Genomic DNA, 22698 nt, shown 5'->3' with positions numbered 1-22698 from the left:
GTTCAGGCCTCGGCCAACCAATCGCGATCTTGCAGGAAGTACTCGGTCAGGCGCGCCTCTTCGCTGCCAGGCTCGGCTTTCCAATCGTAACCCCAGCGTACTTGCGGGGGCAGGGACATGAGGATCGACTCGGTACGCCCGCCCGATTGCAGGCCGAACAAGGTGCCGCGGTCATAAACCAGGTTGAACTCGACGTAGCGCCCACGACGGAATTCCTGGAATTCCCGTTGTTGGGCGGTAAACGCATCGTTCTTGCGGCGCTGCACGATCGGCAGGTAAGCATCGATGTACGCATCACCAATGGCGCGCATGAACGCGAAACTGGTGTCGAAATCCCACTCGTTCAGGTCATCGAAAAACAGGCCGCCGATGCCCCGCGGCTCGTGGCGATGCTTGATGTGGAAATAGCTGTCGCACCACGCCTTGTATCGCGGGTAGACGTCCGGACCGAACGGCGCGCAGGCCTGCTCGGCCACGCGGTGCCAGTGCACGCAGTCATCGATGTTGCCGTAGTAGGGCGTCAGGTCGAAACCACCGCCGAACCACCAGACCGGCTCTTCGCCTTCCTTCTCGGCGATGAAAAAACGCACATTGGCGTGGGAAGTCGGTACGTGGGGGTTGTGCGGGTGAATTACCAGCGACACGCCCAGGGCTTCGAAACCACGCCCGGCCAGTTCCGGCCGATGGGCACTGGCGGACGGTGGCAGACCGCTACCGAACACGTGGGAAAAGTTGACGCCGCCCTTTTCGATGACCGTACCGTTTTCGATGACCCGCGTCCGCCCGCCACCGCCGGCAGGCCGGGTCCAGGCATCTTCGACGAAGCGCGTGCCGCCGTCTTCGGCTTCCAGAGCAGCGCAAATACGGTCTTGCAGGTCGAGCAGGTAGGCTTTTACGGCCTCTGTGCGGGTAGTCATGGCATCACCTTGAATCGGGCAAAGCTACGCGGCGCTCCATCGGAGCCGGCCTGCGCAAATGGGCGCGTAGCATACCACCGCCGATACGCTCGTCGCAGTTGACGAAGATCAAGCTTAGGAGTCCGATAGGGAGCTTCGCATTGACGACCCAAGGAGAAGGCAAATGGCAAAGCGTATCCAGTTCCGCGCCCACGGCGGCCCCGAAGTGCTCGAGTATGTGGATTACCAACCCGCCGAGCCCGGCCCGCAGCAGGTCCGCGTGACCAACAAGGCCATTGGCCTGAACTTCATCGACACCTATTACCGCAGCGGTCTCTATCCACCGCCAGCCTTGCCATCGGGCTTGGGTTCCGAAGGCGCAGGCGTGGTCGAGGCGGTCGGCAGCGAAGTCACCCGGTTCAAGGTCGGTGATCGCGTGGCTTACGGCAGTGGCCCATTGGGCGCCTACAGCGACGTTCACGTCTTGCCCGAAGCCAATCTGGTCAAACTACCGGACGCCATCAGCTTCGAAACGGCTGCCGGGGTCATGCTCAAAGGCCTGACCGTGCAGTACCTGCTGCGTCAGACCTATGAGCTCAAGGGTGGCGAAACCGTCCTGTTCCACGCCGCGGCCGGCGGTGTGGGCTCTTTGGCCTGCCAATGGGCCAAAGCCTTGGGCGTCAAGTTGATCGGCACGGTAAGTTCGCCAGAGAAAGCCGCACTGGCCAAGGCCAATGGTGCCTGGGCGACCATCGACTACAGCCATGAAAACGTCGCACAACGCGTACTGGAATTGACTGACGGCAAAAAAGTGTCGGTGGTGTACGACGGCGTCGGCAAGGACACCTGGCTGACCTCCCTCGACAGCGTGGCGCCACGGGGACTGGTGGTGAGCTTTGGTAATGCATCCGGCGCGGTGGATGGCGTGAACCTGGGGATTCTGGCGGCGAAGGGTTCGCTGTATGTCACCCGGCCAACCCTGGGGACCTACGCCAACAATGCGCAAAACCTGCAGCGCATGGCCGATGAGCTGTTCGAGATGATCATCAGCGGCAAGCTGAAGGTGGACATCAGCCAGCGTTATCCACTGGCGGATGCGGCGAAGGCGCAGACCGAGTTGTCGGCGCGGCGTACGACGGGTTCGGTTGTTCTGTTGCCTTAAAATTTTCAGCGTCTGCCTGGGCCTCATCGCGGGCAAGCCCGCTCCCACAGGATCTCGGTTGGGTCACAAATCTGTATTCCAACCAAATAGCTGTGGGAGCGGGCTTGCCCGCGATTGGGGTCGCCGCGGTATTAATCCGGGCGCACAACATGCCCGGTTGCCAGATCACGAATCACGCTCGGGTTCTTGCGCCCACCGAGATTCCCGCCCAACACCAAATCGACCTGCCCACGGAAATACTGCTCGACGCGAATCCGCGTGCGCGCCGCCGGCCGTCCCTGCGGATTGGCGGATGTCGACACCAGGGGGCCGACAAGGGCGCACAAATCCCGCACTTGCGGGTGATCGCTGACCCGCAGGGCCACCGTTTCATGCACGCCGGTAATCCACTGCGGCAATAGATTCTGATGTGGCACCAGCCAGGTGTTCGGCCCCGGCCAGGTGCTGGCCATGCGATCCATCCACAGCTCGGGAAAGTCCTCGAACAGGAAGTCGAACTGGCGAATGTTGTCGGCGACCAGAATCAAGCCCTTATCCACAGACCGGCCCTTGATCAGTAGCAATCGATCCACCGCTTCTTCGTCCCACGGGTCGCAACCCAGACCCCAGACGGCTTCGGTTGGGTAGGCAATGACCGCCCCTGCGCGAACGGCTCGTGCGGCTTGTTGCACACGCCAACTGTTGACCATGAAAAACGCTCCAGAATAAGGCTCTGTGCAGTTTACCGATCTTCCTTATAAAACCTAGCTCACCCGCGCAAACCAGCGCCCGTTTTCGCAGACTGCGCAACCCTCCATTTCCAGCTCGGTCAGCACCACCAGCACTTTGGGCAACGCCCAGCCGCTGGCATCGGCCAGCGCTTCACTGGTGAGCGGTGCGGCGTGGAGCAACGACAACAAAGGATGGGGCACAGCGGTCGCTGGCGTGCCTGTGGATAAAGGCAGCTGTTGCCAGCCGCGCAAGGCTTCGAGGATATGCTCGATGGTTTCCACCAGCACCGCGCCGTCACGAATCAACTGATGGCAGCCCTTGGCGCCGGGGTGATGGATCGACCCCGGAATCGCGTACACCTCACGTCCTTGTTCCGCCGCCAGCCTCGCGGTGATCAATGAACCGCTGGCGACGCTGGCTTCGACCACCAGAACGCCGAGGGATAAACCACTGATGATTCGATTGCGCCGCGGGAAGTTGCTGGCAGTCGGGCCGGCGTCCAGCGGGAACTCGGAAAGCACTGTGCTGCCGGAGGCGATCATCGCATCCGCCAGCCGTCGATTGCGCTGTGGATAAAAATTTTCCAACCCCGTGCCAAGCACACCGATCGTTTGCCCGCCAACGTCCAATGCCGCCTGATGTGCGGCGGCGTCGATACCCAGGGCGAGACCGCTGGTGATGACAAAACCGGCGCTGGCCAGGCTGCGGGAAAACGCGGCGGCGGTGTCCATGCCCGGCCTTGACGCACGTCGACTACCCACCATCGCCAGTTGCGGCTTTTCCAGAATTTCGCGGTTGCCTGCAACGAACAGCAATGGTGGCGCATCGCTGATTTGCGCCAGCAACGCCGGGTAGTCAGGCTGGTCCCACATCAATAGATGCTGGGCCGGACGCTCGAGCCAAGCCAATGCATGGCTCGCGCCATCACGAACATCAGCGCAGCGCCGAGCCTCGGCACAGGCCAGCGGCAAGCCCAGCGCACGCCATGCACTGGCCGGCGCGCTGATGGCCTTTGACGCCGAACCGAAGGCCTCCAGCAACTTCTTGAACCGCGCCGCACCGAGTTCCGGCAAACGATGCAGGCGTAAACGAGCTTCCAGTTCCGCCGGGGAAACGGGTGTAAATGCAGATTGCGGCATGGATCATCCTTGATCGTTATAAGCACCCGCCCAAGCGGGAATAAGCTGTGGATAACTCTGTTGGTAACTTGTGAAGCACGCTTACGGGTTTCGCACCTTGTCCATCACCGCCAGCGAGCGCGAGGCTTTTAGCACCAGTCCGTAGCTGAGCTTGTCGTAGGTACGGAAAACCATCAGCAGACCGGCGCGCTCATCAGGAATTTTCAGCGGCTGGCCAGTGATCCGGTCGCGCACGGTTTCGCCGGTCTTCATCACCACCAACACATTGCCTTCGGCCAGGCCGTCACGCTGGCCCTTGTTCAGCGTGACCACGTCCAGTGCGCCGATCTGGGTCACCCCGCGCGGCACATCGATGATCAATCCGTCGATCTGGTTTTTCGGTGAGCTGGGCATGAACGTTGAATTGATCGAGCGTTCTTCGCCGCTGAACAACCGGTCACCAAGGCGCACTTCCTGGGTCGTGCGCTGCAATGCCAGGGTAGCCACGTCGCCTTCGGTGGCGACGACCTCGCCGCCGCCGATGTCGTCGGCATTGATTCCGAGAAACTCCCGGGTCTGTGGATCGGTGTAGACCTTGCCCTGGCGAAAGATGCCATACACCGGTTGCGCCGGATCGAAGTGGCCGCGGGCGAAGATGCGGTCACCCGTACCGCTGAGCACGCGCTCGGCATCACCGGCCACGATGTAAGGCGCCTTGTCGAAATCCTCGACCTTGTCGACGATGCGATTGCTCAGCAGAAAACTGTTGATCGATTTCAGCGGAATGCTCGGAATCGCCTCAGCCACCGGGCTGCTACGCACCCGTGGCGAGAGTTTGAGGGTGCCCCGGGAGGCGCCGCGATTGAGGGTCAGGCGTGGCTGACCGTTGACGTAGACCAGCGAAAGCGTATCGCCGGGATAGATAAGGTTGGGATTTTCGATTTGCGGATTGGCTTGCCACAACTGCGGCCACTGCCACGGTTCACGGAGGAATTTTCCCGAGATATCCCAGAGTGTGTCCCCCGATACCACGGTGTATTGCTGTGGAAAACCTTCCCTGAGTTGCACTTGCCCGTGCGCCAAACCGGCGGACACCAGAAGGAGCAGGGCGAGTAGTGATTTCCTCATGCGGTGAATCCCTTTATTATGTACGTTCGCGTGAAACGCCAGAGCCGTCAGTGGCTCGCTCCCCGCTTGCTTATGAAAAGAAGGGAGCTACGTTTTACAACGGTAGCCTGCCTCTTCGGACTCGCCAGGCCACCGGCCCGACCTTACTTCACACGTGCAGTCATCAAGCCTATGGCCATTTTGAACATCCTCGAATTCCCTGACTCGCGCCTGCGCACCATCGCCAAACCGGTGACCGTAGTGGACGACGAAGTGCGTCAGTTGGTCGATGACATGTTTGAAACAATGTATGAGGCGCCGGGCATCGGCCTCGCCGCGACCCAGGTCAACGTACACAAACGCATCGTCGTGATGGACCTGTCCGAAGACCGCACCGAGCCACGAGTGTTCATCAACCCCGAGCTCGAACCGCTGACTGACGAGATGGGCCAGTACCAGGAAGGCTGTCTTTCGGTACCGGGCTTCTACGAAAACGTCGATCGCCCGCAAAGGGTCAAGGTCAAGGCACTGGACCGCGACGGCCAGCCTTACGAACTGATCGCCGAGGATCTGCTCGCCGTGTGCATCCAACACGAATGCGACCACCTCAACGGCAAATTGTTCGTCGATTACCTGTCCACGCTCAAACGCGACCGCATCAAGAAGAAACTGGAAAAGCTTCATCGCCAGAACGCCTGATGCCCCTCTTCAAAGGCTTGCCGCGGCAAGCCTTTTTCTTTTCAAGAAGCTTTGCAATAGAGAGCCCCCCATGACCGAGCCACTGCGCATTGTCTTTGCCGGCACCCCGGAATTCGCCGCCGAACACCTCAAGGCCCTGCTCGATAGCCCTTATGAGATCGTCGCCGTCTATACCCAACCGGACCGCCCGGCAGGTCGTGGGCAAAAGCTGATGCCGAGCCCGGTCAAGCAGTTGGCGCTGGAGCACGACATCCCGGTGCTACAACCGCCAACGCTGCGCAACGCAGACGCGCAGGCCGAACTGGCCGCGCTGAAACCGGACCTGATGGTGGTGGTCGCCTATGGCCTGATCCTGCCGCAGGTGGTGCTGGATATTCCGCGCCTGGGTTGCATCAACAGCCACGCCTCCCTGCTGCCACGCTGGCGCGGTGCGGCGCCGATCCAGCGCGCCGTCGAAGCGGGCGACCGCGAAAGTGGCGTGACCGTGATGCGCATGGAAGCAGGCCTGGACACCGGGCCGATGCTGCTGAAAGTCACCACGCCAATCAGCGCCGAAGACACTGGCGGCAGTCTCCACGACCGTCTGGCGCAAATGGGTCCGCCGGCGGTGGTGCAGGCAATTGCCGGCCTCGCCGCCGGAACCCTGGAGGGCGAAGTGCAGGACGACAGCCTCGCCACCTACGCGCACAAATTGAACAAGGACGAAGCCCGCATCGACTGGACGCGCCCGGCCGTTGAGCTGGAGCGGCTGGTACGCGCCTTCAACCCGTGGCCGATCACCCACAGCACGCTGAACGGCGAAGCGCTGAAAGTCCTGGCTGCGAACCTGGCTGAAGGCAAGGGCGCACCGGGGGAAATCCTCGGCGCCAGCAAGGACGGCCTGCTCGTCGCCTGCGGTGAACAGGCCCTGTGCCTGACCCGCCTGCAATTGCCCGGTGGCAAGGCGCTGAATTTCAGCGATTTGTTCAACAGCCGTCGTGAGAAATTCGCCACCGGTACCGTACTGGGTCAAACGGCGGACACTCAATGAACCCGCGTCTGGCCGCCGCCAAGGCACTGGCTGCTGTTCTTAACGGAAAAGCCTCGCTCAACAGTTCACTGCCGACGCAACTGGACAAGGTAGAGGACCGCGACCGAGGTTTCACCCAGGACCTGGCGTTCGGCACCGCACGCTGGCAACCACGCTTGTCGGCGCTGGCGGCCAAGCTGCTGCAGAAGCCGTTCAAGGCCGCCGACGCCGATGTCGAAGCGCTGCTGCTGGTCGGCCTCTACCAACTGCTCTATACCCGCGTTCCGGCGCACGCCGCCATCGGGGAAACCGTCGGTTGCGCCGACAAGCTGAAAAAGCCCTGGGCCAAAGCCTTGCTCAATGCCGTGCTGCGCCGCGCCCAACGGGAAAGCGAAGCGCTGCTGGCAGAGCTGGAACACGACCCGGTGGTACGCACTGCCCACCCGCGCTGGCTGCAAAAATCCCTGAAAGCCTTCTGGCCCGAGCAGTGGGAAGCCATTTGCACGGCGAACAACGCGCACCCGCCAATGATTCTGCGGGTCAACCGCCGCCATCAAACGCGCGATGCCTATCTGGAGCTGCTGAGCCAGGCCGGCATTACCGCCCAACCGTGCGTTTACAGCCGCGACGGTATCATCCTCGACGCCGCCGCCGACGTACGCAGCCTGCCGGGTTTCGCCGAAGGCTGGATCAGTGTGCAGGACGAAGCGGCGCAACTGGCGGCCGATCTGCTCGACCTGGCGCCGGGCCAGCGGGTGCTGGACGCCTGCTGCGCGCCGGGCGGCAAGACCTGCCACATCCTCGAAGCCGAGCCAAAACTGGCCGGCGTGGTGGCGGTGGACCTGGAAGCCAAGCGTCTGGTGCGGGTACGGGAAAACCTCGAACGCCTCGGCCTGAGTGCCGAACTGATCGCCGCCGACGGCCGCGACACTCAAGCGTGGTGGGACGGCAAGCCATTCCAGCGCATTCTACTGGACGCACCGTGCTCGGCCACCGGGGTAATTCGTCGCCATCCGGACATCAAGCTGACCCGCCAACCGGATGACATTGCCGCACTGGCGCTGCTGCAAGGCGAATTGCTCGACGCCATGTGGAATACCCTGGAGGTCGGCGGCATCTTGCTCTACGCGACATGCTCGACATTGCCGACCGAGAACACCGAAGTGATCGAAGCGTTCCTCGCCCGCACACCGGGTGCCCGTGAGCTGGACCTGGCGACCGCGGCCGGTATCAAGCAACCCCATGGACGCCAATTGCTGGCACAGGAAGGCGGCCATGACGGCTTCTATTACGCCAAGCTGATCAAGATCGCCGCCGCGCGCGGTTAACCGGATTCAATGGAGTGACTGGATGAAAATCATCATCCTCGGTGCGGGGCAGGTCGGTGGTTCGCTGGCGGAACACTTGGCCAGCGAAGCCAACGACATCACAGTGGTCGACACCGACGGCGAACGCCTGCGCGACTTGGGTGATCGCCTGGACATCCGCACGGTCCAGGGGCGCGGCTCCATACCTAGCGTGCTGCGCCAGGCCGGTGCGGATGATGCCGACATGCTGGTCGCCGTGACCAATAGTGATGAAACCAACATGGTGGCCTGTCAGGTCGCCCACACGCTGTTCCATACGCCGACAAAAATCGCTCGGGTGCGCGAAGCCGCGTACCTGACTCGCGCCGACGAGCTGTTCGATAACGAAGCGATTCCGGTCGACGTACTCATCAGTCCGGAGCAAGTGGTCACCCATTACATCAAGCGCCTGATCCAGCATCCGGGCGCGTTGCAGGTGATCGACTTCGCCGAAGGCAAGGCGCAACTGGTGGCTGTGCGTGCCTACTACGGCGGACCGCTGGTGGGCCAGCAACTGCGGCAGTTGCGTGAGCACATGCCAAACGTCGAAACCCGCGTCGCGGCGATTTTCCGTCGTGACCGGCCGATCCTGCCCCAGGGCGATACCGTGATCGAGGCGGACGACGAAGTATTTTTCATTGCCGCCCGGGCGAACATTCGCGCGGTCATGAGTGAAATGCGCCGTCTCGACGAAACATACAAGCGCATTGTCATCGCGGGAGGCGGGCAGATCGGTGAACGTCTGGCCGAAGCCATCGAAAGCCGTTACCAGGTGAAGATCATCGAGATGAATCCGGCGCGATGCCGCCACCTCTCGGACACCCTCGACAGCACCGTCGTGTTGCAAGGCAGCGCCTCGGACCGCGATCTGTTGCTGGAAGAGAATATCGCCGACGCGGACGTCTTCCTGGCCCTGACCAACGACGACGAGGCCAACATCATGTCGTCGCTGCTGGCCAAGCGCCTGGGTGCGAAGAAGGTGATGACCATCATCAACAACCCGGCTTACGTCGATCTGATCCAGGGCGGCGATATCGACATCGCCATCAGCCCGCAACTGGCAACCATCGGCACCCTGCTGGCCCATGTGCGGCGGGGCGATATCGTCAGCGTGCACTCACTGCGCCGGGGCGCCGCGGAAGCCATCGAGGCGATTGCCCACGGCGATGCGAAATCGAGCAAAGTCATCGGCAAGGCCATCGAAAACATTGGCCTGCCGCCGGGGACCACCATTGGCGCGATCATCCGCGACGAAGAAGTGATCATCGCCCATGACGACACGGTGATCCAGACCGGGGACCATGTGATTCTGTTCCTTGTGGATAAAAAGCATATTCGCGATGTGGAAAAGCTGTTCCATGTGGGGTTGAGCTTTTTCTGAACGGCATTTGGGGTTGCCGGGCGGGCGCCTTCGCGAGCAGGCTCGCTCCCACAGGAGTTCTCGGCTGTACGCAACATTTGTGTTCACAGAAGATCAACTGTGGGAGCGAGCCTGCTCGCGAAGGCAATCTCACCAAAACAGATCTCTCCCTGACATACTTCAACAAGGAATCCACCGATGATCGAATCCCTGGAAAAAATGCTCGCCAAGGGTGTGGATAACCCGCTGCTGCGCTTCGGCCTGGGCAAGGGCTATCTGGATCTGGGGGAGAACGCCAAGGCTGCGGAACATTTCCAGCGCTGCGTCGAACTCGATCCCAAATATTCGGCGGCCTGGAAACTGCTCGGCAAGGCTCATCTGGCGCTGGCGGACTACGCGGCTGCGCGCCAGGCCTGGGAGCGTGGATTGGAAGCCGCACAAGCCCATGGCGATAAACAGGCCGAGAAGGAAATGACGGTATTTCTGAAAAAGCTCGACCGTCAGGCGCACTGATCAGAGGTAGCGAAGCCCAATGCCATCGGCGTCTACCTGCACCACTTCCATGCGCACCCGCGGCGCGCCTGTGGGTAGGCCCTGGACCTGCCCGTAAACCACGGCGCCTCTAGGTAATGCAGACAATGCCGGGTGTTTGACGTAGACCCCCGTGGTCGTCAGATTGCGCGTCTGCCCCAGGCATTCGCCCACGCTTTCGTGAGTGATCTTGATGCGAAATGATTTGCGCTGTTCGGACATCTGATGCGCCCTTGAATGAACGGTTGTGGATAACCTCGGACCCAAGGTTATCCACAGATCATGCCAATCGCCTCAATACCAGCGTTCTTCACCCGGAGGACGCTTCTTGAAACGCTTCATGCTCCACATGTACTGGCTCGGATAGGCCCGCACATAACGCTCGACGACCTGGCTCATGGCAGCACAAGAGGTGGCGGTATCGGTGCTGTACATGGCCTCGGGCGCGGCTTCCAGAATCACTTTGTAGCCCGAGCCGTCCGGCAACCGCAGGGCATGCAGGAACACGCCGACCGCCTTGCCGCCGGCAAGCATGTTCGGCACGAACTTGCTCGTCAGGGCCTGGGTGGCGAAGAACGGCACGAAGATCCCGGCGGACTCGGCCGGTTCCGGGTCAGCGGGAATGCCCACTGCACCACCTTTGCGCACTTCCTTGATGACGCTGAGGATGCCTTCCTTGGTGGACGCAGCCACCTTGTTGCCCAGTTGCACCCGCTGCTTTTGCAGCAATTCATCCACCGCCTTCAGCTTGGGCGGACGATAGAAAATGATCGGTTTGCACTGGCTGCAATAAAAGTGGTTGAGCACTTCCCAGTTGCCCAGATGGCTGGTGATGCCGACGACACCTTTACCGGAGGCGAGGGCGTCCTTCAACACGTCGAGGCCTTCGACCTCGCGCACCAGGTCGATGGAGCGCTGGGCGGGCCATATCCAGGCGCAGGCGCTTTCGGTCAGGGACTTGCCAATGTCTTTCAGGCTCTGGCCGACCAGACGCTCGCGTTCGGCGGGGTCCATGTCCGGAAAGCACTTGGAGAGGTTGATCCGCACCACATCGCGGGAACGGTTGGGGGTTTTCCACATCACCCAGCCAATCGCCGAGCCGACGGACTGCACTGCCCGCCACGGAAGCAGGGCAAACAGCCGCAGAGCGCCTACCAGCAAGGCGCCTTTAAACTTATCCACAGGTCACTCCTGATCTTGTGCTGTGCGCGAGGCGGCTATTCTAACCGCCGTTGGCCAGCATCGCGTAGCGATCGCAATCCTGCGTGTGGTCCATGACCATGCCCGAGGCCTGCATCAGCGCGTAGCAAATAGTCGGCCCCACGAAGGTGAAGCCAGCCTTTTTCAGGCCTTTGCTCATCTCCACCGCCTCGGGCGTGATGGCCGGCACTTCACTGCGATCCTTGAAATGATTGATCTTCGGCACACCACCGACGAAGGACCAGAGAAATGCCACCGGTTCATCCAGCGCCAGCCAGGCCTGGGCATTGCGCCGCGCCGCATTGAGCTTCAGACGATTGCGGATGATGCCCGGATCAAGCATCAATTCATCGATTTCCGCGTCGCTCATCTGGGCCACACGCTGCACGTCGAAGCCGTACATCACCTGGCGATAGTGCTCGCGTTTTCGCAGCACGGTGATCCAGGAAAGCCCGGCCTGGAACCCTTCGAGCAAAAGCAACTCGAACAAACCCTGCGCATCGCGTAGCGGCGTGCCCCACTCCTGATCGTGATAAGCCATGTACAGCGGATCTTCGGAACACCAAAAGCAGCGTGGCATAAGGCTCCAGGGGGCGTGCGCAGCAATGAATCGGGTATACTCCCGCTCTTTAAATCGCAGCCCAAGAAACAGGTGAATTTCGTGAGCCAGCCTACGCCAGCCGTGCGTACCTTCCAAGACTTGATCCTCGCCCTCCAGCAATACTGGGCCGAGCAAGGTTGTGTGGTACTTCAGCCCTACGATATGGAAGTAGGCGCCGGCACTTTCCACACCGCTACATTCCTGCGCGCCATTGGCCCGGAAACCTGGAACGCCGCCTACGTGCAGCCAAGCCGTCGCCCGACTGACGGCCGCTATGGCGAAAACCCGAACCGTCTGCAGCACTACTACCAGTTCCAGGTCGTCCTGAAGCCGAACCCGGACAACTTCCAGGAACTGTACCTGGGCTCCCTCAAGCACGTGGGCCTGGACCCATTGGTGCATGACATCCGTTTCGTCGAAGACAACTGGGAATCGCCGACCCTGGGCGCCTGGGGTCTGGGCTGGGAAGTGTGGCTCAACGGCATGGAAGTGACGCAATTCACTTACTTCCAGCAAGCGGGCGGCATTGAGTGCTACCCGGTGACCGGCGAGATCACTTACGGTCTGGAACGCCTGGCCATGTACCTGCAAGGCGTGGACTCGGTCTACGACCTGGTCTGGGCTGACGGTCCGTTCGGCAAGGTGACTTACGGCGACGTGTTCCATCAGAACGAAGTGGAGCAGTCGACCTACAACTTCGAGCACGCCAACGTCGAAAAACTGTTCGAGCTGTTCGATTTCTATGAAAGCGAAGCCAAGCGCCTGATCGAACTCGACCAGCCGCTGCCGTTGCCAAGCTACGAAATGGTGTTGAAGGCCTCCCATACCTTCAACCTGCTGGATGCGCGCCGGGCGATTTCCGTGACCGCGCGTCAGCAATACATCCTGCGTGTTCGCACCCTGGCGCGTTCCGTTGCGCAAGCCTACCTGCTGGCGCGTGCCAAGCTGGGCTTCCCGATGGCGACCCCGGACCTGCGTGACGAAGTACTGGCCAAGCTGGAGGCTGCACAATGAGTGCTCTGGATTTTCTGGTTGAACTGGGCACTGAAGAACTGCCACCCAAAGCCCTGAACACCCTGGCCGAGGCGTTCCTTGCCGGTATCGACAAGGGCCTGCAAGCTGCCGGCCTGAACTACGAGACCAAAACCGTTTATGCCGCGCCACGTCGCCTGGCCGTGCTGATCACCGCGCTGGCCACCCAGCAGCCGGATCGCAGCATCAACCTCGATGGCCCGCCACGTCAGGCGGCGTTCGATGCCGAAGGCAATCCGACGCAAGCAGCACTGGGCTTTGCCAAGAAGTGCGGCGTCGACCTGAGCGAAATCGATCAGAGCGGCCCGAAACTGCGCTACAGCCAGAGCATCGCCGGCAAGCCGACTGCGAGCCTGCTGCCGACCATCGTCGAAGACTCCCTGAACGACCTGCCGATTCCCAAGCGCATGCGCTGGGGCGCGCGCAAGGAAGAATTCGTTCGTCCGACCCAGTGGCTGGTGATGCTGCTCGGTGACCAGGTCATCGATTGCACCATCCTCGCCCAGAAGGCCGGCCGCGACTCCCGTGGTCACCGTTTCCACCACCCGGAAAACGTGCGCATCGGTTCGCCGTCCAGCTACCTGGCCGACCTGCGTGCCGCTTACGTACTGGCCGATGCCAATGAGCGTCGCGACATCATCAGCAAACGCACCGAAGAGCTGGCGACCCGCCAGGAAGGCACCGCCATCGTTCCACCGGACCTGCTCGACGAAGTGACCGCGCTGGTCGAGTGGCCAGTGCCACTGGTGTGCTCGTTCGAAGAACGTTTCCTCGATGTGCCGCAAGAAGCCTTGATCACCACCATGCAGGACAACCAGAAGTACTTCTGCCTGCTGGATGTCGACGGCAAGTTGCTGCCACGTTTCATTACCGTGGCCAACATCGAAAGCAAGGACCCGCAGCAAATCATCGCCGGTAACGAGAAAGTGGTTCGCCCGCGCCTGACCGACGCCGAGTTCTTCTTCAAGCAAGACAAGAAGCACAAGCTCGAAGACTTCAACCAGCGCCTGCAAAACGTGGTGTTCCAGGAAAAACTCGGCACCGTCTATGACAAGGCCGAGCGCGTTTCCAAACTCGCCGCCTACATTGCCGCGCGGATTGGCGGCAATGCTTCCTGGGCCGCTCGCGCCGGCTTGCTGTCCAAGTGCGACCTGGCGACCGAAATGGTCGGTGAGTTCCCGGAGATGCAAGGTGTCGCCGGCTACTACTACGCCCTTCATGACGGTGAGCCGGAAGATGTCGCGCTGGCGCTGAACGAGCAGTACATGCCGCGCGGTGCTGGCGCTGAACTGCCTTCCACCCTGACCGGTGCTGCGGTGGCCATCGCCGACAAGCTCGACACCCTGGTCGGCATTTTCGGCATCGGCATGCTGCCGACCGGCAGCAAGGACCCGTATGCCCTGCGCCGTGCCGCACTGGGCGTGCTGCGCATCCTGATCGAGAAGCAACTGGATCTGGACCTGAACGACGCCGTGGCTTTCGCCGTGAATGCGTTCGGTGCCAAGGTCAAGGCGGCCGGTCTGAACGATGCCGTGCTGGAATTCATTTTCGATCGCCTGCGTGCCCGTTACGAAGACGAAGGCGTTGATGTCGCGACCTACCTGTCGGTTCGCGCGCTGAAGCCGGGCTCCGCCCTGGACTTCGACCAGCGCGTGCAAGCGGTGCAAGCGTTCCGCCAATTGCCGGAAGCCGCCGCACTGGCTGCAGTGAACAAGCGTGTGTCGAACCTGCTGAGCAAGGTCGAAGGCTCCGTGCCGACGGTCGTGGAAGCCAAGTACTTCGACAATGCCAACGAGTTCTCCCTGTACTCGGCGATCCAGCAGGCAGACCAGGCTGTTCAGCCGATGGCTGCGGCGCGTCAGTACAGCGAATCCCTGGCACGCCTGGCTGCCTTGCGAGAGCCGGTCGATGCGTTCTTCGAAGCGGTCATGGTGAACGCTGAAGATGCCAAGGTCCGCGCCAACCGCTATGCGCTACTGGCGCGTCTGCGTGGCTTGTTCCTTGGCGTCGCCGACATTTCGTTGCTGGGGTAAGACTGTTTGAAACTGCTGATTCTCGATCGGGACGGAGTGATCAATTACGACTCCGACGCTTACATCAAGTCGGTGGAGGAGTGGATTCCACTGCCCGGTTCGATCGAAGCCATCGCGCAGTTGAGCAAGGCCGGCTGGACGGTAGCGGTCGCTACCAACCAGTCGGGCATCGCTCGCGGCTATTACGACATCGCCACCCTGGATGCCATGCACGAACGCTTGCGTTCGCTGGTGGCGCAGCAGGGTGGTGAAGTCGGGCTGATCGTCTATTGCCCGCACGGGCCGGACGAGGGTTGCGATTGCCGCAAGCCAAAACCCGGGATGTTGAAAAACATCGCCGCACATTACAACGTGTCGCTGACTAATCTATGGTTCGTCGGCGATAGTCTCGGTGACCTGGAAGCCGCCAAAGCCGTCGATTCTCAGCCTGTTTTAGTTAAGACCGGGAAAGGCGAAAAGACTTTGGGCAAGACCCTACCGGCAGGCACTTTGATTTTCGACGATCTGGCGGCGATTGCCGCAGAACTTATCCACAATTAGAGCGCTTTCGACAGATCGGGAGTGCGCTTGAACAGTCGGGCAGTGCCCGTAACGGTAAACGTCGCCATGTCGATACTGCAGGCCATCAGAACCTTCCTCTTTTACCTGCTGCTGGGCACCAGCTCCTTGCTGTGGTGCAGCCTGAGCTTTTTCATCGCGCCCTTTCTGCCGTTCAAGGCGCGCTATCGCTTCATCAATGTGTACTGGTGTCGCTGCGCCTTGTGGCTGAGCAAGGTGTTTCTCGGTATCCGCTACGAAGTGAAGGGCGCAGAGAACGTGCCTGACCGGCCTTGCGTGATTCAATCGAACCACCAGAGCACCTGGGAGACATTCTTTCTCTCGGCGTACTTCGAGCCTTTGAGCCAGGTGCTCAAGCGTGAGTTGCTGTATGTGCCGTTCTTTGGCTGGGCCATGGCCATGCTGCGTCCTATCGCCATCGACCGTGATAACCCGAAAGCGGCACTCAAGCACGTGGCGAAAAAGGGCGACGAGCTGCTCAAGGATAACGTCTGGGTGCTGATCTTCCCCGAAGGCACGCGCGTGCCTTACGGCACCATTGGCAAATTCTCCCGGGGCGGGACGGCGTTGGCGGTCAATGCAGAGCTACCGGTGCTGCCGATTGCCCACAACGCCGGCAAGTTCTGGCCGAAGACCGGTTGGGCGAAGAAGCAGGGGGTGATTACCGTGATCATCGGCGCACCGATGTATGCCGAAGGTAACGGACCCCGCGCCATTGCCGATTTGAACGATCGGGTCCAGGCCTGGAACGAGCAGATGCAACGGGAAATGGGCTCGCTGCCACCGGCGCCGCAAGCACCGGTTTCCAACGATCAGGCGGTTGTCTGAGATTCTGTGGATAACCTGTGTACCGTTTTCCGTAAAGACGTCGTATTTCTAATGCAACCATATGATTTATATACATATTTCATAAACAGATAAAACGCCGAAAAACGTGCATAAGTTTTTTTCGGACGCAAAAAAACCGGCTGATATAGCCGGTTTTTTTATGCCTGCGATTGTGCTGTTTCATCGCCGTAGAAAGCGAAGTGAAAACAGTGCCCAGACATTCTTCGCACACAATAAAAAAGGCCAACGCGGGTGCGTTGGCCTTTTCGTTTGGCGGGGGTCCGGACTCAGAAATCCAGATTGGAAACCGCCAAGGCGTTGCTTTCGATGAAGTCACGACGAGGTTCGACCGCATCACCCATCAGGGTGTTGAAGATCTGGTCTGCACCGATGGCGTCTTCGATCGTCACCTTCAGCATCCTGCGTACGCTTGGGTCCATGGTGGTTTCCCACAGCTGATCCGGGTTCATCTCGCCCAGACCTTTGTATCGCTGAATGGTGTGACGCTTGGTGCTTTCCGCCATCAACCAGTCCAGGGCTTCCTTGAACTCGGTGACCGCTTTCTTACGTTCGCCACGCTGGATGTACGCGCCTTCGTCCAGCAGGGTGCTCAGCTGAGCCCCCAGGGAAACGACGGTTTTGTAGTCATTGCTGCCAAAGAAGTCGCGGTTGAACGTGACATAGTTCGACAGCCCGTGGGAGATCAGCTCGACCTCTGGCAGCCAGACATTACGTTCACGGTCTTCACGCAGGCTGGCCTTGTAAACCAGGCCGGATTTCTCGACGGTGCGTAGACGTACTTCGTATTGAGCCAGCCAATCCTGCATCGCTGCGTGATCGGACAGTTGCTCCAGGCTGACGGCCGGCAGGTAGATGAAGTGCTCGGTCAGTTCCTGCGGATACAGGCGCGAAAGACGCTTGAGGGTCTTCATTACCAGACGGAAATCATTCACCAGGCGCTCAAGCGCTTCACCAGAAATACCCGGTGCATCTTCGTTCAGGTGCAGGCTCGCGTCTTCCAGGGCCGACTGCGTCATGTACTCTTCCATGGCGTCGTCGTCTTTGATGTATTGCTCTTGCTTGCCTTTCTTGACCTTGTACAGCGGTGGCTGGGCGATATAGATGTAGCCACGCTCGATCAGCTCCGGCAGCTGACGGAAGAAGAAGGTCAGCAGCAGGGTACGAATGTGCGAACCGTCGACGTCAGCATCGGTCATGATGATGATGTTGTGATAGCGCAACTTGTCGATGTTGTACTCTTCGCGACCGATGCCGCAGCCCAGGGCGGTGATCAGGGTGCCCACTTCCTGGGACGAGATCATCTTGTCGAAACGTGCCTTCTCGACGTTCAGGATTTTACCCTTGAGGGGCAGAATCGCCTGGGTCTTGCGGTTACGTCCCTGCTTGGCAGAGCCGCCCGCGGAGTCACCTTCCACCAGGTACAGTTCGGACAGGGCAGGGTCTTTTTCCTGGCAGTCGGCCAGTTTGCCCGGCAGGCCGGCGATGTCCAGCGCGCCTTTACGGCGGGTCATCTCACGGGCCTTGCGCGCCGCTTCACGGGCACGCGCGGCGTCGATCATCTTGCCAACAACCAGCTTGGCTTCGTTCGGGTTTTCCAGCAGGAAGTCGGAGAAGTACTTACCCATTTCCTGTTCGACAGCGGTCTTCACTTCGGAAGAGACCAGCTTGTCTTTGGTCTGGGAGCTGAACTTCGGATCCGGCACCTTCACCGAGATGATCGCTGTCAGGCCTTCACGGGCATCGTCACCGGTGGTGGCAACTTTGTGTTTCTTCGCCAGACCTTCAGCTTCGATGTAGGTGTTCAGGTTACGCGTCAGTGCGGAACGGAAACCCACCAGGTGAGTACCGCCGTCGCGCTGCGGAATGTTGTTGGTGAAGCACAACAGGTTCTCGTTGAAGCTGTCGTTCCACTGCAGGGCGATTTCCACGCCAATGCCGTCTTCACGCTGAATGTTGAAGTGGAACACCTGGTTGACCGGAGTCTTGTTGGTGTTCAGGTATTCAACGAATGCACGCAGGCCACCCTCGTATTTGAACAGCTCTTCCTTGCCGCTGCGCTCATCCTTGAGGACGATACCCACGCCGGAGTTGAGGAAGGACAGCTCACGAATCCGCTTGGCCAGAATGTCCCAGCTGAAGTGAATGTTCTTGAAGGTTTCGCTGGAAGCCTTGAAGTGAATCTGGGTACCCGTGGATTCACTGTCGCCGACGATTTTCATCGGTTCTTGAGGAACACCATGAACGTAAGTCTGTTCCCAGATCTTGCCGCTGCGGCGCACGGTAAGTACAAGCTGTTCAGACAGGGCGTTAACTACAGAGACACCTACACCGTGCAGGCCGCCGGAAACTTTGTAGGAGTTGTCGTCAAACTTACCGCCGGCGTGCAGTACGGTCATGATGACCTCGGCTGCCGAGACGCCTTCTTCTTTATGCACGTCTACCGGGATACCGCGGCCGTTGTCGCGAACGGTGATGGATTCATCCGGATGGATAATGATGCTGATGTCGTCGCAGTGACCGGCCAGAGCTTCGTCGATCGAGTTGTCGACCACCTCGAACACCATGTGGTGCAGACCGCTGCCATCATCGGTGTCGCCAATGTACATACCGGGACGTTTGCGTACGGCATCCAGGCCTTTCAGCACTTTAATGCTCGTTGAGTCGTACGTATTTTCTTCGCTCAATGCCTTCACTCCCGATGGTCGTGGGTCTGGGTGATACGGCCCTGTTCCACGTGGAACAGAGCGACTGGCGTTTCCGTCTGCCAGCCGTCCCTCAATAATTCGTGATCTACACAGGTGATAAACACCTGGCAGCGTAAGTCTTCCAGCAAGCGGCAAAGCGCGCGACGGTGGTGCTCGTCCAGTTCGGACGGCAGGTCATCCACCAGATAAATACACTGACCGCGCCGGGCCTGGCTAACCAGATGCCCTTGGGCAATCCGCAACGCACAAACCACCAGCTTCTGCTGTCCGCGGGACAAGATGTCCGCGGCATTGTGTGCGCCCAGTCTGAGACGCAAATCTGCACGTTGCGGTCCGGCTTGGGTATGCCCCATCTGCTGATCCCGTTGGAGGGAACCGGCGAGCACAGCGCTCAGCTCACGGTCCTTGTCCCATCCTCGGTAATAGCTGAGCGTCAAGCCCTCGAGTTCAACCAGTTCACTCAAGGTCTGTTCAAAGACTGGTTTCAAGGCTTTGATATAAGCGCGACGGTATTCATCGATTTCAGCGCTGGCCTGGCACAGTTCCCTGTCCCAAACCGCTTGCGAAACGGCGTCAAGTGTACCATGCCGCAGCCAAGAGTTTCTCTGGCGCAGGGCCTTCTGCAAACGCTGCCAGGTAGACATGAACCGGGGTTCCACGTGGAACACACCCCAATCGAGAAACTGCCGGCGAATCTTGGGTGCACCTTCCAACAAGCGAAAACTGTCGGGGTTGATCAACTGCAGAGGCAGGATTTCCGCCAACTGCGCAGCACTGCGAGCGTTTTGCCCGTCGATACGGATCTGGAACTCCCCTTGGCGGTCGCGCGAAATGCCGAGGGCGCTGTGCCCACCCTCGGCCAGTTCGACCTGACCGAACACCGTGCACGCCAATTGCTCATACTGAATGACCGGCAACAGGCGGGTGCTACGAAACGAACGGGCAAGCCCCAGCAGGTGGATGGCTTCCAGAACACTGGTTTTGCCGCTGCCGTTGGCGCCGTAAAGAATATTGATTCGGGGGGAGGGGGAGAAGGTCACCGGGTGCAAATTGCGCACCGCGGTGACCGAGACGCGACTTAAGGACATCTAGGTTCTGCTGGGCATGATTACAGACGCATCGGCATAACAACGTAGGCCGAGTCGTCGTTGTCGGACTCTTGCACCAGCGCACTGCTGTTGGAGTCGGACAGGATCAGGCGAACCTGCTCGGTGGTCATCACGCCCAACACGTCGAGCAAGTAGCTCACGTTGAAGCCGATTTCCAGGGAGCCACCGTTGTATTCAACACCCACTTCCTCTTCCGCTTCTTCCTGCTCCGGGTTGTTCGCCTGGATCTTCAGTTGGCCGTTGGCCAGTTGCAGACGAATACCGCGATACTTCTCGTTGGACAGAATTGCGGTACGGCTGAAGGCTTCGCGCAGCGCCTGACGATCACCCAGCACCAGTTTGTCGCCGCCCTTCGGCAGCACGCGCTCGTAGTCAGGGAACTTGCCGTCGACCAGTTTCGAGGTGAAGGTAAATTCGCCAGTGGTGGCGCGAATGTGGTGCTGACCCAGGACGATGCTGACGATGCCGTCCGGTTCGGTCAGTAGACGAGCCAATTCCAGAATACCTTTGCGCGGTACGATGACCTGATGGCGATCAGGCTGACCGATATCGGCCTGCATCGAGCACATGGCCAGGCGATGGCCGTCGGTGGCCACGGCACGGATGATACCGGCAGAGACTTCGAGCAGCATGCCATTGAGGTAGTAGCGCACGTCTTGCTGGGCCATGGCGAAGCTGGTCCGCTCGATCAAGCGACGCAACTTGCTTTGCTCGAGGCTGCAAGTCAGCGAGCCTGGACCTTCTTCCACCGTCGGGAAGTCATTGGCCGGCAGGGTCGACAGGGTGAAGCGGCTACGACCAGCCTTCACCACAAGCTTCTGCTCGTCGACCTTGATGTCGATCAGCGCATCATTGGGCAAGCTTTTGCAGATATCCATCAGCTTGCGTGCAGGCACGGTGATGGAACCCGGTTCTGCGGGCTCTTCGAGTTGAACACGGCCGACCAGCTCGACTTCCAGGTCGGTACCGGTCAGCGACAGTTGCTGGCCTTCGACAACCAGCAGCACGTTGGAAAGCACCGGCAAGGTCTGTCGGCGCTCGACGACGCCTGCGACCAGTTGCAGGGGTTTCAACAGGGCTTCGCGTTGAATGGTGAAATGCATGGTCTAGTCCCTTGCCTTAATTAGCTGCGCTGGTGTTCATCAAGTGGTCAGTGTACGCAGCAGGTTCTTGTAGTCCTCGCGGATGTCCGCGTCGGATTCCTTAAGTTCGTTGATCTTGCGGCAGGCGTGCAAAACCGTTGTGTGGTCACGTCCGCCAAACACATCGCCGATCTCCGGCAAACTGTGGTTGGTCAGTTCTTTGGACAATGCCATGGCGACCTGACGCGGGCGGGCGACCGAACGCGAACGACGTTTTGACAGCAAGTCGGAGATCTTGATCTTGTAGTATTCGGCGACGGTGCGCTGAATGTTATCCACAGAGACCAGCTTGTCTTGCAGCGCCAAAAGATCCTTCAAGGATTCACGAATCAGCTCGATGGTGATATCGCGGCCCATGAAGTGCGAATGGGCGATGACGCGTTTAAGCGCGCCTTCCAGTTCACGGACATTGGAGCGAATGCGTTGGGCAATAAAGAACGCCGCGTCGTGGGGCAGTTCGACTTTGGCCTGATCGGCCTTCTTCATCAGAATCGCCACACGGGTTTCCAGCTCCGGCGGTTCGACGGCTACCGTCAACCCCCAACCAAAGCGGGATTTCAGGCGCTCTTCAAGGCCTTCGATTTCTTTCGGGTAGCGGTCACTGGTGAGAATGACTTGCTGGCCACCTTCAAGCAGGGCATTGAAGGTGTGGAAAAACTCTTCCTGAGAACGTTCCTTGCGGGCGAAGAATTGAATGTCGTCAATCAGCAAGGCATCCACCGAGCGGTAGAAACGCTTGAACTCGTTGATGGCATTCAGTTGCAAGGCCTTGACCATATCGGCCACGAAGCGCTCGGAATGCAGGTAAACGACCTTGGCATTCGGGTTCTTCTTTAATAGATGGTTACCCACAGCGTGCATCAAGTGGGTTTTACCCAGACCCACACCACCATAAAGGAAGAGCGGGTTATAGCCATGCTTGGGATTGTCCGCCACTTGCCAGGCCGCAGCCCGGGCCAGTTGGTTGGACTTGCCCTCAACGAAGTTTTCGAAGGTAAAGGTGCGGTTCAGGTAGCTGGTGTGCTTGAGCGCACCTTCAACTTGCACGGTGCGTTGTTCAGCACGAACCGGAGCCTGTTGCGAACTGGCGCCGGCCATCGGGTCGAAGCTGTCGCGCGACGGCTCCTCCTCAATGACCTCAGTGGCTTTTTGCGTCGCACGCTTGGTCGGGGCGCTAACCGGTGCTTGTGCCGGAGTACTGATTGAGGCCGGAGCCGCCTGGACCTGGGACGCAGCAGCAGCGGCGGCCAAAGGTGCATTCGGAGCAGCACGCGGCGCAGAACTGCGTTTACTGCCTATTAATAAGGAGAGTGCAGGCGCCATCCCGTTGCCATGCTCGTCCAGCAATTCCAGAACGCGACCCAGGTACTTTTCGTTGACCCAGTCCAGGACAAACCGATTGGGTGCGTAGACACGCAACTCGTCGCCTTCGGCTTCGACCTGTAGTGGACGGATCCAAGTGTTGAATTGTTGGGCAGGCAGTTCATCGCGCAAAAGCTCCACGCACTGCTGCCAAAGTTCCACTGACAC

The 22698-nt window shown here is 59.9% G+C and carries 21 protein-coding genes; 10 read left to right on the top strand and 11 right to left on the bottom strand.

The window, feature by feature from the left end; genetic code table 11:
• Positions 1–2: 2 nt before the first annotated feature.
• Positions 3–917, bottom strand: coding sequence for an oxygen-dependent coproporphyrinogen oxidase (gene hemF / locus LAB08_RS00105; protein ID WP_096514108.1), 915 nt, complete (start codon positions 915–917; stop codon positions 3–5).
• 163 nt (positions 918–1080) lie between these two features.
• Here hemF and LAB08_RS00100 point away from each other — a divergent pair, with 163 nt between their 5' ends.
• Entirely contained in the window at positions 1081–2058 is a 978-nt protein-coding gene (locus LAB08_RS00100; protein WP_096514109.1) for an NADPH:quinone reductase, read from the top strand.
• Positions 2059–2189: 131 nt separating this feature from the next.
• Here LAB08_RS00100 and tsaC read toward each other — a convergent pair whose 3' ends face one another.
• From tsaC to LAB08_RS00085, 3 genes are all read right to left on the bottom strand, one after another.
• A complete protein-coding gene (tsaC, locus tag LAB08_RS00095) occupies positions 2190–2747 on the bottom strand; it encodes an L-threonylcarbamoyladenylate synthase type 1 TsaC (RefSeq protein WP_096514110.1) in 558 nt (185 codons plus the stop codon).
• A gap of 54 nt (positions 2748–2801) precedes the next feature.
• Positions 2802–3908: a DNA-processing protein DprA gene (gene dprA, locus LAB08_RS00090; RefSeq protein ID WP_096514111.1), complete on the bottom strand. Its 1107-nt coding sequence runs from the start codon at positions 3906–3908 to the stop codon at positions 2802–2804.
• An 81-nt stretch (positions 3909–3989) separates the two neighbouring features.
• Complete coding sequence (locus LAB08_RS00085; protein WP_096514112.1) at positions 3990–5015, bottom strand: LysM peptidoglycan-binding domain-containing protein; 1026 nt, start codon at positions 5013–5015, stop codon at positions 3990–3992.
• Positions 5016–5186: 171 nt separating this feature from the next.
• Between LAB08_RS00085 and def the strand changes: the two genes are divergently transcribed.
• The 5 genes from def (at position 5187) to LAB08_RS00060 (ending at position 9921) form a co-directional block, all read left to right on the top strand.
• Entirely contained in the window at positions 5187–5693 is a 507-nt protein-coding gene (gene def, locus LAB08_RS00080) for a peptide deformylase (RefSeq protein ID WP_096514113.1), read from the top strand.
• 70 nt (positions 5694–5763) lie between these two features.
• The gene (gene fmt / locus LAB08_RS00075; RefSeq protein ID WP_096514114.1) at positions 5764–6723 is read left to right on the top strand and encodes a methionyl-tRNA formyltransferase; all 960 of its coding nucleotides are present in this window, start codon (positions 5764–5766) and stop codon (positions 6721–6723) included.
• The gene (gene rsmB, locus LAB08_RS00070) at positions 6720–8030 is read left to right on the top strand and encodes a 16S rRNA (cytosine(967)-C(5))-methyltransferase RsmB (RefSeq protein WP_096514115.1); all 1311 of its coding nucleotides are present in this window, start codon (positions 6720–6722) and stop codon (positions 8028–8030) included. Before fmt ends, rsmB begins: the two co-directional genes overlap by 4 nt.
• Before the next feature lie 22 nt (positions 8031–8052).
• Positions 8053–9429, top strand: a complete 1377-nt coding sequence (gene trkA / locus LAB08_RS00065) for a Trk system potassium transporter TrkA (protein WP_096514116.1) — start codon at positions 8053–8055, stop codon at positions 9427–9429.
• A gap of 177 nt (positions 9430–9606) precedes the next feature.
• The gene (locus tag LAB08_RS00060) at positions 9607–9921 is read left to right on the top strand and encodes a tetratricopeptide repeat protein (protein WP_096514117.1); all 315 of its coding nucleotides are present in this window, start codon (positions 9607–9609) and stop codon (positions 9919–9921) included.
• Here the strand turns inward: LAB08_RS00060 and LAB08_RS00055 are convergent, their stop codons facing one another.
• The 3 genes from LAB08_RS00055 to tag all read right to left on the bottom strand — a co-directional run bounded on the left by LAB08_RS00055 (position 9922) and on the right by tag (position 11719).
• Positions 9922–10161, bottom strand: coding sequence for a pilus assembly protein PilZ (locus LAB08_RS00055; RefSeq protein WP_096514118.1), 240 nt, complete (start codon positions 10159–10161; stop codon positions 9922–9924). It abuts the gene before it with no gap.
• A gap of 72 nt (positions 10162–10233) precedes the next feature.
• A complete protein-coding gene (locus LAB08_RS00050) occupies positions 10234–11121 on the bottom strand; it encodes a lysophospholipid acyltransferase (RefSeq protein ID WP_096514119.1) in 888 nt (295 codons plus the stop codon).
• A 40-nt stretch (positions 11122–11161) separates the two neighbouring features.
• Positions 11162–11719, bottom strand: a complete 558-nt coding sequence (tag, locus tag LAB08_RS00045) for a DNA-3-methyladenine glycosylase I (RefSeq protein WP_096514120.1) — start codon at positions 11717–11719, stop codon at positions 11162–11164.
• 81 nt (positions 11720–11800) lie between these two features.
• Here tag and glyQ point away from each other — a divergent pair, with 81 nt between their 5' ends.
• The 4 genes from glyQ to LAB08_RS00025 all read left to right on the top strand — a co-directional run bounded on the left by glyQ (position 11801) and on the right by LAB08_RS00025 (position 16191).
• A complete protein-coding gene (gene glyQ / locus LAB08_RS00040) occupies positions 11801–12754 on the top strand; it encodes a glycine--tRNA ligase subunit alpha (RefSeq protein ID WP_003213601.1) in 954 nt (317 codons plus the stop codon).
• Entirely contained in the window at positions 12751–14805 is a 2055-nt protein-coding gene (glyS, locus tag LAB08_RS00035; protein WP_096514121.1) for a glycine--tRNA ligase subunit beta, read from the top strand. The genes glyQ and glyS overlap by 4 nt, the downstream gene beginning before the upstream one ends.
• A gap of 6 nt (positions 14806–14811) precedes the next feature.
• Positions 14812–15345: a D-glycero-beta-D-manno-heptose 1,7-bisphosphate 7-phosphatase gene (gene gmhB, locus LAB08_RS00030; protein ID WP_096514122.1), complete on the top strand. Its 534-nt coding sequence runs from the start codon at positions 14812–14814 to the stop codon at positions 15343–15345.
• A 66-nt stretch (positions 15346–15411) separates the two neighbouring features.
• Positions 15412–16191 carry a lysophospholipid acyltransferase family protein gene (locus LAB08_RS00025; protein WP_096514123.1) on the top strand — a complete coding sequence of 260 codons (780 nt, stop codon included), beginning with the start codon at positions 15412–15414 and terminating at the stop codon, positions 16189–16191.
• A 287-nt stretch (positions 16192–16478) separates the two neighbouring features.
• On the opposite strand, the gene gyrB is transcribed toward LAB08_RS00025, so the two are convergent.
• Genes gyrB through dnaA form a run of 4 tightly spaced genes read right to left on the bottom strand, consistent with a single transcriptional unit; the run spans position 16479 to position 22698 of the window.
• On the bottom strand, positions 16479–18896 hold the full coding sequence (gyrB, locus tag LAB08_RS00020; protein ID WP_096515614.1) for a DNA topoisomerase (ATP-hydrolyzing) subunit B: 2418 nt from the start codon (positions 18894–18896) through the stop codon (positions 16479–16481).
• Between the two features lie 5 nt (positions 18897–18901).
• The gene (gene recF / locus LAB08_RS00015) at positions 18902–20005 is read right to left on the bottom strand and encodes a DNA replication/repair protein RecF (protein ID WP_010465495.1); all 1104 of its coding nucleotides are present in this window, start codon (positions 20003–20005) and stop codon (positions 18902–18904) included.
• Positions 20006–20025: 20 nt separating this feature from the next.
• Positions 20026–21129 (bottom strand): DNA polymerase III subunit beta, encoded by a 1104-nt coding sequence (gene dnaN / locus LAB08_RS00010; protein WP_034149405.1) that lies wholly within the window; start codon positions 21127–21129, stop codon positions 20026–20028.
• A 39-nt stretch (positions 21130–21168) separates the two neighbouring features.
• Positions 21169–22698: a chromosomal replication initiator protein DnaA gene (gene dnaA, locus LAB08_RS00005; protein ID WP_096514124.1), complete on the bottom strand. Its 1530-nt coding sequence runs from the start codon at positions 22696–22698 to the stop codon at positions 21169–21171.

The sequence above is a fragment of the Pseudomonas izuensis genome (assembly GCF_002356535.2).
GTDB classification, from domain to species: Bacteria; Pseudomonadota; Gammaproteobacteria; order Pseudomonadales; family Pseudomonadaceae; genus Aquipseudomonas; species Aquipseudomonas izuensis.
This window is presented reverse-complemented; position numbering and strand designations above follow the sequence as displayed.

Coding starts and splice junctions, on each gene's coding strand:
- LAB08_RS00085 (WP_096514112.1), bottom strand. CDS start 5,015: ATGAGGAAATCACTACTCGCCCTGCTCCTTCTGGTGTCCGCCGGTTTG.
- glyS (WP_096514121.1), top strand. CDS start 12,751: ATGAGTGCTCTGGATTTTCTGGTTGAACTGGGCACTGAAGAACTGCCA.
- hemF (WP_096514108.1), bottom strand. CDS start 917: ATGACTACCCGCACAGAGGCCGTAAAAGCCTACCTGCTCGACCTGCAA.
- recF (WP_010465495.1), bottom strand. CDS start 20,005: ATGTCCTTAAGTCGCGTCTCGGTCACCGCGGTGCGCAATTTGCACCCG.
- LAB08_RS00025 (WP_096514123.1), top strand. CDS start 15,412: ATGTCGATACTGCAGGCCATCAGAACCTTCCTCTTTTACCTGCTGCTG.
- LAB08_RS00055 (WP_096514118.1), bottom strand. CDS start 10,161: ATGTCCGAACAGCGCAAATCATTTCGCATCAAGATCACTCACGAAAGC.
- trkA (WP_096514116.1), top strand. CDS start 8,053: ATGAAAATCATCATCCTCGGTGCGGGGCAGGTCGGTGGTTCGCTGGCG.
- dnaN (WP_034149405.1), bottom strand. CDS start 21,129: ATGCATTTCACCATTCAACGCGAAGCCCTGTTGAAACCCCTGCAACTG.
- tsaC (WP_096514110.1), bottom strand. CDS start 2,747: ATGGTCAACAGTTGGCGTGTGCAACAAGCCGCACGAGCCGTTCGCGCA.
- dprA (WP_096514111.1), bottom strand. CDS start 3,908: ATGCCGCAATCTGCATTTACACCCGTTTCCCCGGCGGAACTGGAAGCT.
- tag (WP_096514120.1), bottom strand. CDS start 11,719: ATGCCACGCTGCTTTTGGTGTTCCGAAGATCCGCTGTACATGGCTTAT.
- LAB08_RS00100 (WP_096514109.1), top strand. CDS start 1,081: ATGGCAAAGCGTATCCAGTTCCGCGCCCACGGCGGCCCCGAAGTGCTC.
- LAB08_RS00060 (WP_096514117.1), top strand. CDS start 9,607: ATGATCGAATCCCTGGAAAAAATGCTCGCCAAGGGTGTGGATAACCCG.
- fmt (WP_096514114.1), top strand. CDS start 5,764: ATGACCGAGCCACTGCGCATTGTCTTTGCCGGCACCCCGGAATTCGCC.
- def (WP_096514113.1), top strand. CDS start 5,187: ATGGCCATTTTGAACATCCTCGAATTCCCTGACTCGCGCCTGCGCACC.
- rsmB (WP_096514115.1), top strand. CDS start 6,720: ATGAACCCGCGTCTGGCCGCCGCCAAGGCACTGGCTGCTGTTCTTAAC.